Source organism: Acinetobacter sp. D009, assembly GCF_038562025.1.
Lineage (GTDB): Bacteria > Pseudomonadota > Gammaproteobacteria > Pseudomonadales > Moraxellaceae > Acinetobacter > Acinetobacter pittii.
This window is the reverse complement of record NZ_CP151886.1, coordinates 3379367-3394845: the sequence shown is the minus strand read 5'-3', so window position 1 is coordinate 3394845 and position 15479 is coordinate 3379367. Positions and strand designations below refer to the sequence as shown.

Annotated in this window: 12 protein-coding genes; 7 read left to right on the top strand and 5 right to left on the bottom strand. The window is 39.3% G+C overall.

What is annotated here, in order from left to right; genetic code table 11:
* Nucleotides 1-708 precede the first annotated feature (708 nt).
* The 4 genes from AAC388_RS16195 to AAC388_RS16180 all read left to right on the top strand — a co-directional run bounded on the left by AAC388_RS16195 (nucleotide 709) and on the right by AAC388_RS16180 (nucleotide 3737).
* Nucleotides 709-1641 (top strand): RluA family pseudouridine synthase, encoded by a 933-nt coding sequence (locus AAC388_RS16195; protein ID WP_005066005.1) that lies wholly within the window; start codon nucleotides 709-711, stop codon nucleotides 1639-1641.
* A complete protein-coding gene (locus tag AAC388_RS16190) occupies nucleotides 1638-2312 on the top strand; it encodes an HAD-IA family hydrolase (RefSeq protein ID WP_069141725.1) in 675 nt (224 codons plus the stop codon). The genes AAC388_RS16195 and AAC388_RS16190 overlap by 4 nt, the downstream gene beginning before the upstream one ends.
* A 74-nt stretch (nucleotides 2313-2386) precedes the next feature.
* Nucleotides 2387-3082, top strand: a complete 696-nt coding sequence (locus AAC388_RS16185) for a YafY family protein (RefSeq protein WP_002114898.1) — start codon at nucleotides 2387-2389, stop codon at nucleotides 3080-3082.
* 49 nt (nucleotides 3083-3131) lie between these two features.
* On the top strand, nucleotides 3132-3737 hold the full coding sequence (locus AAC388_RS16180; protein WP_005079230.1) for a glutathione S-transferase family protein: 606 nt from the start codon (nucleotides 3132-3134) through the stop codon (nucleotides 3735-3737).
* 56 nt (nucleotides 3738-3793) lie between these two features.
* Here AAC388_RS16180 and AAC388_RS16175 read toward each other — a convergent pair whose 3' ends face one another.
* Complete coding sequence (locus AAC388_RS16175; protein ID WP_342370929.1) at nucleotides 3794-4471, bottom strand: DUF1345 domain-containing protein; 678 nt, start codon at nucleotides 4469-4471, stop codon at nucleotides 3794-3796.
* 266 nt (nucleotides 4472-4737) lie between these two features.
* On the bottom strand, nucleotides 4738-5643 hold the full coding sequence (gene hcaR, locus AAC388_RS16170; RefSeq protein WP_002115024.1) for a DNA-binding transcriptional regulator HcaR: 906 nt from the start codon (nucleotides 5641-5643) through the stop codon (nucleotides 4738-4740).
* Between the two features lie 653 nt (nucleotides 5644-6296).
* Between hcaR and AAC388_RS16165 the strand changes: the two genes are divergently transcribed.
* Nucleotides 6297-7349, top strand: a complete 1053-nt coding sequence (locus tag AAC388_RS16165; protein ID WP_014208279.1) for an MBL fold metallo-hydrolase — start codon at nucleotides 6297-6299, stop codon at nucleotides 7347-7349.
* Between the two features lie 66 nt (nucleotides 7350-7415).
* Here the strand turns inward: AAC388_RS16165 and katG are convergent, their stop codons facing one another.
* From katG to AAC388_RS16150, 3 genes are all read right to left on the bottom strand, one after another.
* A complete protein-coding gene (gene katG / locus AAC388_RS16160) occupies nucleotides 7416-9572 on the bottom strand; it encodes a catalase/peroxidase HPI (protein ID WP_342370928.1) in 2157 nt (718 codons plus the stop codon).
* Between the two features lie 525 nt (nucleotides 9573-10097).
* Nucleotides 10098-12392: a phosphoenolpyruvate--protein phosphotransferase gene (ptsP, locus tag AAC388_RS16155; RefSeq protein ID WP_005066019.1), complete on the bottom strand. Its 2295-nt coding sequence runs from the start codon at nucleotides 12390-12392 to the stop codon at nucleotides 10098-10100.
* An 85-nt stretch (nucleotides 12393-12477) separates the two neighbouring features.
* Complete coding sequence (locus AAC388_RS16150; protein ID WP_000567255.1) at nucleotides 12478-12963, bottom strand: RNA pyrophosphohydrolase; 486 nt, start codon at nucleotides 12961-12963, stop codon at nucleotides 12478-12480.
* A gap of 182 nt (nucleotides 12964-13145) precedes the next feature.
* On the opposite strand from AAC388_RS16150, the gene AAC388_RS16145 reads away from it, so the two are divergent.
* The gene (locus AAC388_RS16145) at nucleotides 13146-13796 is read left to right on the top strand and encodes an HAD family hydrolase (RefSeq protein WP_342370927.1); all 651 of its coding nucleotides are present in this window, start codon (nucleotides 13146-13148) and stop codon (nucleotides 13794-13796) included.
* A 189-nt stretch (nucleotides 13797-13985) separates the two neighbouring features.
* Entirely contained in the window at nucleotides 13986-15425 is a 1440-nt protein-coding gene (locus AAC388_RS16140; protein ID WP_342370926.1) for a DUF2252 domain-containing protein, read from the top strand.
* Nucleotides 15426-15479 lie beyond the last annotated feature (54 nt).

Here is a 15479-nt window from a genome sequence, read left to right as displayed (position 1 = left end):
AATAGTGACCCACACAAACATATCGCACAAACTTAAAGGTTCTGAACGAACATCGAACATGACGGATCATTTCCCAGATCTCAAAATATTTGTGGTCTGAGTCATCTGTTACCGGCTACATTTAGCCTTAGCTTCGATTCTCGTCTGTGATGTAGGCAATACTGCTTCAACCTTTAAATCGGACTTCCTTAGTGCTTCACTGGCGGGTGAGCGGTGCATTGGTTAATGACTTTCACTGTCATTGGGCGCGAAGTGACTTCTTTTTGGAAGTTTGATACGGAATGCTCATCGTATCGGTGCTTTCGGCAGTTCCAATGCATCAACGCTTTAGCCTGAAGGCAACATTAAGGAGCGATTTGTCTGATGTGTATCAGTTTACGTTCCATAACCAACTAGAGTTGGTAACATATTTTTTTGAACAAACTGAATTAAACGCAACAGTTTGTCATTTTGCCGATATAATAAGCCTTCGGCGTCGGCATAATTCTTTAGGACCAATCCGAGCTGGTGATGAAAGCATCATTTTGATTGAGGTTTCAATCAGGGAAATTCCCTATTAGATGTTCACTTACGGCGGTATCCGTGCGCTGACTATATCAAACCTTGCAGCATCTGCCTATGGGCTAAGCTTAGATTTCTTGTGAAAAAACTAAGCTAATCGGTCATTTATTAATCAAATTTAGCAAAATTTCAGGTTTAAATATTAGTATGAATTCTACACAGCAATGGCAAAGTGTCACTTGGTTTGAGGTGGATGAACATCAAGCAGGACAGCGAATTGATAATTTCCTGTTTTCGCGTTTAAAGGGTGTACCTAAGAGTCGTATTTATCGTTTGATTCGTGAAGGTCAGGTTCGAGTAAACAAAAAACGTATTAAAGCTGAGACCAAATTAGAGATTGGAGATCAGATTCGTGTTGCACCTATTCGCTATGAACAAAAGGATGAAACCGCTGCTCCTGTGAGTGATAGTGTAGCACAGAGTCTACTCAGCCGTGTGGTTTATGAAGATGAAGGCCTGTTAGTCATCAATAAACCATCAGGTATTGCTGTACATGGTGGTAGTGGTGTGGCGTATGGTTTGATTGAGGCTTTACGCGCCGCGACAGGTAAAAAATATTTAGAACTAATTCACCGCATTGACCGTGACACCTCTGGTCTGGTCATGATTAGCAAGAAACGTAGTACTTTAAAGCTGCTACAAGATATGTTGCGTGAGCACAAAATTCGTAAGACTTATGCGGCAATTGTAAAAGGTCAGGTGAGTCTCGACAAACAACTCATTGATGCTCCTTTATTTCGTTATGAGTTAGCCAATGGCGAGCGTCGTGTGCGTGTGTCTAAAGAAGGTAAACCGAGTAAAACGGAATGGGTGGTTGCAGAGCGTTTTAAAAATGCGACTTTAGTTCATGCATCGCCGTTATCAGGCCGTACTCATCAAATTCGTGTCCATGGCTTAAGTATTGGACATCCGTTGTTGGGTGATGATAAATATGGACACACCACTGAGTACGCAGGTCCGCAGGCACGACGTTTATGTTTACACGCGATGCGTTTAGATATTCCGGGTTATCCACCGATTGAAGCGCCGTTACCAGAAGACATGACCCAGTTATTAAAGGCTTTGAGAGTAGCAAAATGAGTCTAAAAACCGAATTAGTTATTTTTGACTGGGATGGAACTTTATATAACTCTGTTGGCCAGATTGTTGCCAGCTTACAACATGCAGCAGAGCAACATGAACTGCCTCTAAGCGATGAAGCCGCAAAAAGTATTATCGGTTTAGGCTTGCCTGAGGTGATGCAGACCTTATTTCCAGAAGCGCCAGAATTGCATGACTCGATCTTAAAGGCATATGGTGATCACTATATCGCGAACTCGACTAGTGATGCATGGTTTGAGGGTATTTCTGAACTACTCCATGATTTAAAAGCCCAAGGTTTAAAACTTGCAGTTGCGACGGGTAAAAATCGCCGTGGGTTAGACCGTGTAATCGCAAAAACACAAAGTACCCATCTTTTTGATGTGACTCGGGCAGCCAACGAAACACGTTCAAAACCAGATCCGCTCATGCTGCAAGAAATATTGACTGTAACTGGTGTGAATGTTGAGCAAGCGGTTATGATTGGTGACAGCAGCTATGATCTTGAGATGGCACAGCGTTTAGGGATGCCGCGTATCGGAGTAGGCTATGGCGTACATTCGGTTGAAGTTCTGCAAAAGTTTCAACCTTTAACGATTGCTAAAGATGTACAAGAGCTTCACAGCTTTTTGAGAGGGTATGCTCAGTTATCTACTGTAGATGTCGCTTAAATTGAAATAGTATTAAAGAGGGAATACGTTCCCTCTTGCTTTAAGCTGAATAACAAAACAATAAGAAGAGAAAAATGAGCCGTTCAATTCGTCTATTAAATCTTTTACAACAGCTCCGTGAAGCCCGTTACCCAATCACAGCACAAGTCTTGGCTGAGAGCCTAAACATTAGTGTTCGAAGTGTCTATCGAGATATTGATAGCTTACGTGAGCAAGGTGTAAGAATTGATGCCTCAGCAGGCTTAGGTTTTCAGCTTAAAGAAGACATCTTATTACCACCGGTTACTTTTAATGAGAATGAAGCCGAAGCTCTATTTTTAGCTTTAGAGTGGTTGAAAGACGTTCCAGATCAGGCAATGAAATCGGCAGCCGTTTCAATCTATTCTAAACTTTATGCAGTTCTACCTGAGCACCGGAAATATTTGATCGATGACATGACGCTAGGCGTTACACATTACTGGCATCCGGTTGATGAAGCTTTAGTAGAACAAGTGCGTTTAGCGATTCGTAAACAAGTAAAAATAAAAGTCGATTATTGCGATGAACAAAAACGGTTAAGTGAACGTTCACTTTGGCCTTTTGCTTTAGGGTATTTACATGACAAAGTTGTACTTGCTGCTTGGTGTGAATTACGGCAGGCATTTCGCCATTTTCGGATAGATCGTATCCATGACTTGCAAATGAGTGAGGAAATATATCCTGAATTTAAAAAACATCTGTTTCAAAGATGGTGGAAACAAGAAATGCAAAGGACTACTGACAAAAACTGACAAAAGTTATTTGTAAACTAGGAACTACGATAAACAAGGAGCAATAAGAATGAGCCTTAAACTTTATACTAACAAAGAGTCACGTGGTGTCGTTATTGACTGGCTTTTGGTCGAGTTGGGTGTTGAATGTGAACGAATTGAAGTCGCATATAAGACCGAGATGAAATCGCCTGAATATCTAAAACTTAATCCTTTTGGAAAAGTACCGGTATTGGTAGATGGCGATGTCGTGATTTATGAGTTGGGTGCAATCTGTGCTTATTTGGCTGATAAGTTTAGTGATAAAGGTTTGGCACCAGCCTTGAATGATCCGAAACGTGGTTTGTACTATCGTTGGTTATTTGTGATGGCGGGTCCTTGGGAAGCTGCGGGTGTTGATAAAGCTTTAGGAATAGAAGTATCACCTGAGCAAAAAATGTTTGTTGGCTATGGCGATTACAACGATGCTTATCAAGCTTTAGTTCAGGGATTGAGTGAAGCGAATCCGTATGTATGTGGTGAGCAATTTACCGCAGCAGATGTAAGTGTTGGAGCAATGCTTTTATGGCAGTTAAAAATGAATGCGATTGAATCACATCCTGCTATTACCCGTTATGTTGAAACGATCAAACAGCGTGAAGGCTTAAAACAAAGTACTATGGGGCAATTGCTGTAAACTTAATATTCTTAAAAGTCACCCAAAAGGGTGGCTTTTTTTTTCAAATAGAGGTTTTAATTGGTAAGAAAGCCAGCAGCAACGTTAATACAAATCGCTAAAATGGTGGTATTAAATCCAAAAGACAACACAGCGTGAAATAAGTTTAAAAGACGCATGTGCTTGGTGGTAATTGACACATCCGCAGTTTGAGCAGAAGTACCAATAATATAACTAAAATATAGAAAATCAGGATAAGTTGGCTGTTTTGTACCAGGGAAATCTAGCCCTCCATTTTCCTCATTTCTAGATAAAGCCATATAAAAATCATGGGCATAATGTAGAGCAAAAACGGTATGCATAAAAAGCCATGCAGACACAATGGTGAGTAAAGCTAAAGCCACATGACCTAACTTTGCAGAACTGCCGGAAGGGAGTTGTGACAGTTGAATTAGAATAGCAACCAAACACATGATTAATGCTAATAAAACAATCAGCATAATGACCCATTTGCTTTCATCTTGTTTTTTAGCTTGCTGTTGCATTTGTGAATGGTCGGCACTTTTCATGAGTTGCCAAACATGTAGTAAATATATGCTAACGGAAGCATTCCAGCTGAATAATAAAATAGTTGACCATTTCCATGACGTTAACCATGTCAAAATACCGGCTGTGACAATACCTATGAATAAAGCAATAAAGAAATGTGGGCGGTTTTGTACACTACGTCCTAGATGTTGAAATACGCCAACCATTTTCCTAGTCTCCTTTATTACACGTTAAATATATTATTTTTTATTAAATGGTGAAAATAATATATGGTTTTATATAGATTTTATTTCAATTCTTTTCATTTATATTCATGATATATTTAATTTTACCTGTTAGGTAAAATAGGACATTACTGTGGATTAAACTGTTTATAAAAAGTATAAAATAAATAAAAAGAATATTTATTTATACTTTTTTATAAAGATGATCTTATTAATCATGCGCTTAATAATAAAATTATTCGTAATAATTAAGCGTGGTTTAAGTTTTTATCTAAATGAAATACTTTAGTGAGTTGGTCAATGAATTTTTGAACGCCTAAAGACTGCGAGTTTTTACGGTAATTTACGAATAAATCAAGTGTTGGTAAGTCGACATCAAGTGGACGAACTATCGTGTTTTTGATGCCTAAAGGCGCAACGTAGGCAGGTAAAATTGTACAGCCTAATCCAGAACCAAGAGAGTTAATATTGAATAGTATACTGTCTGCTCTTTGAACAATATTCAGTTCAATGTTATGAGTTTTAGCGAAATCTAAAATGGTGTTATGTAAGGTTTGTGATTGTTCGGCTGCTGGGATAATAAAGTCAATACCTTGTAAAGCATGGACTGGGATTCGATCATATTGAGCAAGTGGGTGATTTTTAGGAAGTAAGAAAATCAGGGGTTCTGTTAAAACAAATTGGCTTTGTATTTCATCACTATCTGTATTTTCACGAGTAAACGTAATGTCCAGCTCTCCTTTTTTTAAGGCTTTAAGCTGTTCAGTATTGTTTAAATTAGATAATTCAATGGTGAGGTCTGGGTGTTGTAGTCGCAGATTAGGAAGTACATAAGGGAAAATTTTCATTTCTGCGATGGGAACGAAACCGATACGTAACAATTGCTGTTTAGCCTTAGAAACTTGTCGTGCCATAGCGACCGCTTTTTCAGCCTGAGCGAGAGTGAGTCGAGCATGTTCTAAAAATACTTCGCCTTCTTCTGTTAACTCAACTTTGCGTTTTGTGCGGTTTAAAAGTCGTACACCAACGTCTTCTTCTAAATCTTTAATTTGTTGGCTAAGAGAGGGCTGTGCGGTAAAAAGTTTAAGAGCGGCTTTACTAAAATTTAATTCTTCAGCAACGGTAATGAAATATCGGAGATGGCGTAGTTCCATAAGACTAATCCAAAAAATGTCTTACTATGATTTAAGTGAAGTATAAAGCATAAATAGATATAGCGTGAAGGTGATTTAGGTATTTATAAAATAAATGGAATTTTAATTTTCATTAAAGATTTAATATGGGAATATAAGCTCAAATAATTCATAAAATATATTAATAATTAAATAATAAATACATTATTTATAATTAATCAAAGAATTTTCTAAAGGATTTAAATATTCATTTAAGAAATTCTCATATTATGCAAAAACTAGAATAATAAAATAAATTTATAACCTATAGGTCGCTAACATCTACTCAAATCTAATCGTTACTAAATATATTGTTTTCATTGCACAAAAGAATCCTAACGTAAAAATTATAGGCGACAAAGATGAAATAGACAGGTTCTATGGCGGCTTTCGGCATCTTCTAATTGTTATGTTATACAAGAAATCTTAGTAAGAATGGTAATTACTGACGCATAAACTCAACACATCTAAGTGTTTTTTATGGCACTCTAATTTAACTTAGGTTAGCTATGACCACGATATAATGGATATTTATATGATAAATAAGTGTAAGTGCCATAGCTTAATTTGTTTTAATCGTTAAGATAGAAACCTGATCACATCCATTCTGCTGATGCTAAAACATAGAAAAGCCCATGAAAGACAAGCCGACATTAACATATCAATTGCCGACTCAGTCCTGTTGGACGCATACATGGATAAAACCTCCTTTTTGTCATCCCGAGTCTGGGCATGAAACGGATACACGTTTTTATAATCAACAACCTAAATCACCTGCTCGTGGCTCAAAAGAGTTATTGCGTTGGTTGGTTACGCGTGAGTCTTTTACATGGAAAGTGGATATTCAAAATGAATATGAAACCCGTGTAAATACGGCTGTAGCTTTGCCGCAAAATCGACCTCAGGCAGATCTGGATGATTGGCAAGTCTGGTTTGTTGGGCATGCAACAGTATTGGTTCAGATTGGTCCTTATAACTTTATTACCGACCCAGTGTGGTGTGATTATGCAAGTCCTTCACAAGGGCGTGGCCCACGCCGTGTATGCCCGGCAGGTTTTGCACTAGAACAATTACCGACGATTCATGGAGTTTTGCTCAGCCATAATCATTATGACCATATGGACTTGGCGACGCTTGAATGGCTACATAAAAAATTCGCAATGCCAATTTACACTGGACTCGGGAATGGTTTTTATCTACCTAAAGAGTTTCATGTCATTGAGATGAATTGGTGGCAAGAAATTCCCTATCACGAATTAAGAATAATCTATACACCTGCACAGCATGGTTCAGGTCGTGGTTTGCGCGACCAGAATAAGGCACTTTGGGGCGGCTTTTCGGTTGTGGCTAAAACAGGTCATTGTTTCTTTGCGGGTGATACCGGTTATGCGGGTCATTTTAAGCAAATACATGCCCGTTATGGCGCACCGCGAGTTGCCTTGCTTCCAATAGGTGCGTATGAGCCACGTGAACTGATGAGCTATGTTCATATGAACCCGCAAGATGCGCTACATGCGCACTTCGATTTACAGGCTCATCGTTCTATTGCGATTCATTATCGGACTTTCCAGTTGACTGATGAAGACCGAGAAGATCCAGAGCATGCTCTAGCACAGGCAATTAAAGCTTCGTCAAAGCTTGCAAATCCTTTTTATTGTATTCGGGAAGGGCACAAACTGACTGTTTAAAAAACGATGCTTGATATTAAAAAAGCCAGTTCAAATTGAACTAGCTTTTTATTATTTTGACTTAAATTAAGCTAAGTCAAAACGGTCAAGATTCATGACTTTAGTCCATGCAGCAACAAAGTCTTGAACAAATTTTTCTTTACCATCTGCCTGAGCATAAACTTCGGCTAATGCACGTAAGATTGAGTTTGAACCGAAGACTAAATCATTACGTGTTGCGGTAAATTTTACTGCGCCTGTTTTACGGTCTTTACCTTCAAAGACTTCGCTTGTTGAGTCAACAGGTGCCCATGCAGTAGACATGTCGAGTAAGTTCGTAAAGAAGTCTGTGCTGAGTACACCAACTTGCTGAGTAAATACACCGTATTGTGAGCCATCCCAGTTGGTGCCCAGTACACGTAAGCCACCAATCAATGCAGTTAACTCTGGTGCAGTCAAAGTCAGTTGTTGTGCTTTATCAATCAATAATGCCTCAGTTGTTGCGCTGACACCCTCTTTTTTCCAGTTTCTAAAACCATCAGCAAGGCCGAGAAGTAATTGGAAAGATTCGACATCAGTTTGACTTTGTATTGCATCAACACGACCAGGAGCAAATGGAACGCTAATATTGAAACCTGCCGCTTGAGCAGCTTGCTCTACACCAACGTTACCTGCAAGCACGATTAAATCAGCTAATGATAATTGAGTAGATGCTTTGAGTTCTTCAATTTTGCTTAAAGTCTCAACTGCTTTTTTATTTACGTCCCATTCACGTTGTGGCGATAAAGCAATACGTGCACCATTTGCACCGCCACGCTTGTCTCCACCACGGAAAGTTGATGCCGAAGCCCAACCAAGGGAAACTAGCTCGCCAGCAGATAGTCCCAATGCAACAATTTTTGCTTTTGCATCATCTATGCTAGCAGCAGATGGTATAGCGCTGGCAGCAGGTAATGGGTCTTGCCAGATTAAATCTTCAGCCGGAACTTCAGGACCTAAATAACGTGCTTTTGGCCCCATATCACGGTGAGTTAATTTGAACCAAGCGCGAGCAAAAGCATTGGCAAATGCTTGTGGATCGTTAAGGAAACGACGAGAGATCTTTTCAAACTCAGGATCAAAACGTAAGGTCAAATCTGTAGTAAGCATTGTTGGCTTACGTTTAACTGATGGGTCGAATGGATCTGGAATGATTGCCTCAGCATCTGCTGCTACCCATTGAATTGCACCAGCAGGTGAACGCTCTTGTACCCACTCGTATTTGAATAGGTTTTCAAAGAAGTAGTTGCTCCATTGTGTTGGTGTTTGTGACCAAATCACTTCTAAACCTGAAGTGATCGCATCTTTACCAACACCAGTGCCAAAACTGTTTGACCAGCCAAAGCCCATTTGTTCAATTGAAGCTCCCTCAGGATCAGCCTGAACATGGTCAGCAGAGGCAGCGCCGTGAGTTTTACCTAAAGTATGACCGCCTGCGATTAAGGCAACAATTTCTTCATCATCCATTGCCATATTGCCGAAAGTCGCGCGAATAAATGGTGCAGCTGATTTAGGGTCACCGCTGGCTTGTGGGCCTTCAGGGTTTACATAAATTAGACCCATTTCGGTTGCAGCTAGATTGCTGCCTTCCAATGCTTCAGAGTTGCGATGAGCTAACCATTCTTTTTCATCACCCCAGTTTACATCATTGTCTGGTTCCCAAACATCTTCACGACCTGCACCAAAACCGAAGGTGCGGAAACCCGAAGATTCAAGTGCGATGTTTCCAGCAAGAATAAATAAATCTGCCCACGATATTTTTTGACCGTATTTTTGTTTAACTGGCCATAATAAGCGGCGCGCTTTATCTAAGCTTGCATTGTCAGGCCAACTATTTAATGGTGCAAAACGTTGCTGACCGCGACCAGCACCACCACGACCATCGCCCATGCGATATGTACCGGCAGCATGCCATGCTAATCGAATAAATAAGCCTGTATAATTTCCCCAATCGGCTGGCCACCAATCTTGAGAATCGGTTAATACATTTTTGATATCAGCTTTGAGGGTGTAGTAGTCGAGTTTTTTAAATTCTTGACGGTAATTAAATTCTTTACCGAGTGGATTAGAGCGTTCTGAATGTTGGTTGAGTAGGTCGACGCGTAGTTGTTTTGGCCACCAGTGTAAACTAGGCGTGCCACCACCGACCGTTACCTCTGGTTTTGATTTATGGCCTGAAAAAGGGCATTTTGATTCGTCTGACATGGTTATATTCTCTCTGGGTAATAATTATTGAGCTCTTCGTAAAATGTTAGGGCTCATTTTCCTGGACTTCTGGTTTAAAAACTCATGTTTACTAAATAAAGAAATGAGAGAACAAATGGTGAGAGAAACCGTTTAAAAGTCTTTTCACTGAGATGTCGGCCCATTATTTTTTATTTAATAATGCATCAGATTCGTTTAGTTGTTATTCCTCCAATTTACTGCATGAAGGTTAAAAAACAAGAGGAAAAATAAGATGAAACTTGTAAATAACGATGCATAGAATTACCTCTTCAATTGTTGGAACAACGTAAGATCTTTTAATAACGCTCTGTAAATATACTAGGAGTAGGAGTCTTATTTTTCAAATGGATTAAACTGTCAATATTGATTTAAAAAACCGATTGTATGTTTATTTAAAAGATTATGATGGCGGCAATAGTGAGATGAAATTTTTTATATTTAGTTGTAGTAGACGTGATCTCAAATGAATAAAGGAGAGCATTGCTCTCCTTTATTGTTTATATATTAAACATTTACGATTCGATTCGATTTCACCATATCAGCTAAACCGTGAGTTTTAAAATAGTACTCAAGCCAACTTTTCACTATGAGTGGATTATTCATTTTCATGACATCATCCAGCAATTTTTGTGCATCTGTCATAGGGACATGACAAATTGCTTTTCTTACTCGCAAAATGTTACTCGAACTCATCGAAAGGGTATTGAAGCCCATCGCCATGAGCAGAATTGCTGATAATGGATCACCTGCCATCTCACCACAAATACTGATAGGTTTTTTGTATTCATGACATTCTTTAACTAAGCGGGTTAGCGCACGTAGAATGGATGGGTGAAAGTGTGAGTAAACGTTTGCCACATGTGGATTATTACGGTCAACTGCAAGTAAATACTGGGTTAAGTCATTTGAACCGACCGAGAAGAAATCGACGAGTTCGGCAAACTCATCAATTTGTAGCAGTACGCTCGGCACCTCAACCATAATCCCAATTTTTGGTTTGGTAATTTTAACTTGCTCTTCTTCTTGCACTGCAATCCAGTCACGCTCAAGTAAATAAAGTACTTCTTCTACTTCACTGACTGTAGTGACCATTGGCAATAAAATATGCAAATTATTTAAACCAATACTGGCTTTGAGCATGGCGCGAATTTGCGAAGAAAAAATCTCGGGATGATCAAGCGTGAAACGAATGCCACGCCAGCCTAATGCCGAGTTTTCTTCTTCAATACTGAAATACGGCAAGTCTTTATCGGCACCAATATCCAGAGTTCGCATCACCACAGGTTTGTTGGCGAAATGGCTCAACTGTTGACGGTAGATTGCGCGTTGTTCTTCTTCACCCGGGAAACGTTCCCGTAACATGAATGGAATTTCACTTCGGTATAGACCTACGCCTTGAGCGCCACGTTGTACTCCGCGTACTACGTCAATCATGAGGCCCGTATTTACATAAAGTTGAACAGACACACCATCTGGAGTAATCGCTTCTTTGGTCTCGTATTGTTTGAGATCTTTTGCGATTTGTTCATCTTCTTTCTGAATTTCTTTATAGCGTTGACGTAAACGACGTGGAGGGTTTACAAAAACACGGCCTTGATAGGCATCCACAATCATTTCTGCATCATCAAGTGTGTTCACTGGCAGTTCAGTTACACCAACTACGGTTGGAATACCTAATGCACGAGCAACAATCACCATATGTGAGTTGGCTGCACCTTCGGATGTCACAATCGCTGCAATATTGTCTACTGGCAACTCAACGAGAGCAGCAGTACTAATTTCTTCACCAATTAAAATACTGTCTGGACTCAGGTCACGATGGCTAGAGTCTTCTTCTTGCAAAGAAGCTAAAATACGTCGCCCTAAATCTTTAAGATCAGAAACTCGCTCACGAAGATAGTCGTCTTCCATTTGTGCAAAAAGGGCAGTGTGTTTTTCAATGACACGGCGTACTGCACCTTGTGCCCAATGTCCATCACGGATAAGTTCTTTAATTTCTGCTGGTAATGCATTTTCATCTAGCATTCTTAAGAAAACACTAAATAAAGCGCGCTCTTCGGCCATGAGTGAATCATGCATTTTTTCATCCAGAGAACGAATCTCTGAACGAACTGATGAAATGGCTTGATCTAAAATTCGAAGTTCATCGCTAATATCTTCTGCTTCACGATCAGGCACAGAACCCAAATCGGCAGGCGGATATAAAATAATAGCGCGACCTAAAGCAACACCGCCTGCACCTGAAGCGCCTTGAAAGGTTTTATAAGCAGGGCCATTACTTGGTTTACGGAATACGTCAATATTACCTACTGCATGAGCATGAGCAATAACGCCAGAAAGCTGAGCACACAGCGTAACTAAAAAGGACTCGGCAGCTTCACTAAAATCTTGAGGAAGTTTATTTTGGACAACCAAAACGCCCATAACCTTACGACGATACATGACTGGTACGCCGAGGAAAGAGTTATAAATTTCTTCGCCTGTTTCAGGTAAATACAAGAAACGCTCATGTTTTGGCGCATTGTCAAGGTTAACGATTTCTTCACGTTGCCCGACCAGACCAACCAAGCCTTCACCGAGTTGCAAAGAAACATGACCTACAGATTCTGGATTTAAGCCTTTAGAGGCCATTAATACATAACGCTGATTGCGTTCATCGAGTAAATAAATAGAACAAACATCCACTTTCATGGCCTCAGCAACCTGATTAACCATGATGTCTAATGATTCATGCAAACTGACGGACGCATTAACCTCTTGGACAATGCGCCGTAGAGTGTCGAGTTGCATGTTTGACATGGATGTATACTCCAGTATTTTTTTAGACTATGAATGTATTTATAACAGCACTTTTAATAAAAATCATTTGCTAGATAAATGATTTTTAGGGTAATTGTTGCATCGGCAACTGTGTACACAACTCCACCATGGCTTTACGATAAACATCACGCTTGAAGTTCACCACTTGTCCAAGAGGATACCAATAGCTAACCCACTGCCATTCATCGAATTCGGGCGGGTCGGAGAGGTTTAACTGAATATTTTTTGCAGGCGCAGTTAACTTCAGTAAAAACCATTTTTGTTTCTGTCCGATACATACGGGGTCAGAGTCTGACCGAATGTACCGATGTGGCAAACGATAACGCAGCCATCCTTTGGTTTGCGCAATAATCTGGACATGTTCGGGCAATAAGCCGATTTCTTCTCTCAGTTCTCGAAAAAGTGCCTGTTCAGGGGTTTCTCCAAACTGGATGCCTCCTTGTGGAAATTGCCAAGCATTGTGACCAATGCGCTTTGCCCATAAAACCTGTCCATCATCGTTTGCCAAAATGATCCCGACATTCGGTCGGAAACCTTCTGAATCGATCATTTGGCTACCTAAATATTGTCTATATCGTTGACTTTAATCGCGGGGACAAACACTTTTTTATGTCCAGCTCGAAAAGATCAAAGTAAAATGTTTAAATTGCTACGATCTTAACGAATTTCTATCGACTAGCGGAGATAGATTTACATTTTTTTTCTTAAATTTCAGTTTAAACGAGAATTTTCATGAAACTGGCGTTGTTTGATTTAGACCATACCTTGTTAAATACCGATTCAGACCATTCTTGGGGTGAATTTTTAGTCAATGAAGGTTTGGTTGATCCGGTTCATCATCGTCAGATGAATGATAAATTTTATGAAGATTACAAAGCAGGCCAACTTGATCCATATGCTTATAATGAATTTGTTTTCGGATTTTTAACGCAGCATGACAATGACTACTTAACTGAGCTTCACCAATTGTTCATGCAAAAAGTCATTCGTCCGCAAATGCGTCCAAAAGGTTTTGATGCAATCAAAAAACATCAAGATTTAGGCCATACTATTGTGGGTATTACGGCAACAAGTGATTTTATTACTGCACCGATTTTTCGTGAATTTGGGATTACCGAAATTTTAGCAACCAATGCTGAAGTGGCTGATGGAAAATATACAGGTAAAGTTGCTGGTTTAGCGTGTTATCAAAAAGGCAAACTTGCACGTCTAGATGGTTGGTTGGAAGGTCGTAGCGTGTCTGAGTCTTGGGCCTATTCCGATTCAATTAATGACCGTTTTTTACTTGAATATGCAACGCATGCAATTGCAGTAAACCCTGATGATCGCCTTGAAAAACTGGCTCAAGAACATAACTGGGATATTCAGGACTGGTCGATTTAAGAATGTAGAGTTGGAAGAACATTTTGAAAAGTTTTGAGGTCTTCCAACTCTTAACTATATTTAAAATCATTTTTTAATATCTCTTATAAATCTTAGCTAAAAAAAGATATTGTTATGATTAATAAAATAAATTTTATCTTGGTAAAGATTTCAGAATATAAAAAATTTTAATTTAAAAATGAGGAAATAATGTCAAAAACAGCACAAATTAAATTACCAAAACAACTTTGGAATGATGAAAGTATTGATGTAACACGTCATAGTTATCAGGGGAAATTACTTAATAAAAGCGAAGGTTTCAAATTAGGTAAGGCTCAACGTAAAAAAGTGCCACGTGAACAGCTATCAAAGCTTTCTGAACGACCAAAAGGTACAACTGCCTTAACGATCTATGATTGGAGTAACCAAGGTCGTTTAGAAAAACTCAAACCGATTCGTGCAAAACGGATGAGTGTTTCTCCATTTACATTTTATCGTGGCATGCCTTCTTTGATGCTATTTGATCAAGCGTGGGAGCCGGTAAATTCAGGCTTATTTCAACAGATTTGTGGGGATTGTCATTTAAGTAATTTTGGCGGTTTTGCAAGTCCAGAACGTAATCTGTTATTTGGAATTAATGATTTTGACGAAACTTTAGTTGCCCCGTTTGAATGGGATGTAAAGCGTTTAGCAACCAGTTTTGTGATTGCGGCGCGTGATATTAATCTTGCAGAGAAAGTCGGGTTAAAAGCAATTAAAATAATGCTGAATAGTTATCGTCAGCACTTATTAGAAATTACAGAACTTTCACCACTCCAAGTTTGGTATGAAAAAGTTGATGCCAGTACGTTATTAGAAAATACTGAGTGTCGAAAACTAAGAAAGAAACGCGAGAAGCATCTTGATTCAGCACAGAAAAGAACGGCGTACTCTGTTTTGCCGAAGCTTACGCAGCAAGATCAAGATATAGGATTTCGTCATTTTGTGGATGATGCGCCGTTATTATGGCATCCAAGTGCAAATGAGCCATTTGGTAAAGATGTTGATGTATTCTTTCAACAATACCGTAATTCTTTGAAATACGATCGCCAAGTGCTTTTTGATCGTTATCAACGTACAGATATAGCTTTGAAAGTGGTGGGTGTCGGAAGTGTTGGTACACGATCAGCGATTGCATTATTTCAAGATGCAGATCGGGAACCGTTAATTTTACAAATGAAAGAAGCGAATCCATCAATTCTCAGCCCGCTATTTTTAGACAAGGTAAATCACGAAGGTGAGCGTGTAGTGCATGGTCAGCAGCTCATGCAGGCTGCAAGTGATATATTTCTTGGGTTCTCTTCCATATCAAATCAACATTTTCATGTACGTCAGTTACGTGATATGAAAATTTCGGTTGATCTTAGTGACATGGATGATGAGTATTTCTATGAGTATGCCGAAAGTTGTGGTTTAGCATTGGCTCATGCCCATGCTAAATCTGGAAATGCAGATGTACTTATGGGATATCTTGGCGAAGGTAATACGATAGTAGAAGTATTACAAACGTATGCAGAAGAATATGCAGAACGTAATCTAAATGACTATGACCAATTTATGAATGAAGTTGCAGATGGTAAGATTCAGCTGGCTGGAGATGATGCACTTTAATAATAAGTATGCTGCTACAGATGACATGAAATAATTCGAAAGGTTAGAGAAAAA

Excerpts from the sequence above, each read along its gene's own strand:
- AAC388_RS16195 (WP_005066005.1), top strand. The coding sequence starts at position 709 with ATGAATTCTACACAGCAATGGCAAAGTGTCACTTGGTTTGAGGTGGAT.
- AAC388_RS16190 (WP_069141725.1), top strand. The coding sequence starts at position 1,638 with ATGAGTCTAAAAACCGAATTAGTTATTTTTGACTGGGATGGAACTTTA.
- AAC388_RS16185 (WP_002114898.1), top strand. The coding sequence starts at position 2,387 with ATGAGCCGTTCAATTCGTCTATTAAATCTTTTACAACAGCTCCGTGAA.
- AAC388_RS16180 (WP_005079230.1), top strand. The coding sequence starts at position 3,132 with ATGAGCCTTAAACTTTATACTAACAAAGAGTCACGTGGTGTCGTTATT.
- AAC388_RS16175 (WP_342370929.1), bottom strand. The coding sequence starts at position 4,471 with ATGGTTGGCGTATTTCAACATCTAGGACGTAGTGTACAAAACCGCCCA.
- hcaR (WP_002115024.1), bottom strand. The coding sequence starts at position 5,643 with ATGGAACTACGCCATCTCCGATATTTCATTACCGTTGCTGAAGAATTA.
- AAC388_RS16165 (WP_014208279.1), top strand. The coding sequence starts at position 6,297 with ATGAAAGACAAGCCGACATTAACATATCAATTGCCGACTCAGTCCTGT.
- katG (WP_342370928.1), bottom strand. The coding sequence starts at position 9,572 with ATGTCAGACGAATCAAAATGCCCTTTTTCAGGCCATAAATCAAAACCA.
- ptsP (WP_005066019.1), bottom strand. The coding sequence starts at position 12,392 with ATGTCAAACATGCAACTCGACACTCTACGGCGCATTGTCCAAGAGGTT.
- AAC388_RS16150 (WP_000567255.1), bottom strand. The coding sequence starts at position 12,963 with ATGATCGATTCAGAAGGTTTCCGACCGAATGTCGGGATCATTTTGGCA.
- AAC388_RS16145 (WP_342370927.1), top strand. The coding sequence starts at position 13,146 with ATGAAACTGGCGTTGTTTGATTTAGACCATACCTTGTTAAATACCGAT.
- AAC388_RS16140 (WP_342370926.1), top strand. The coding sequence starts at position 13,986 with ATGTCAAAAACAGCACAAATTAAATTACCAAAACAACTTTGGAATGAT.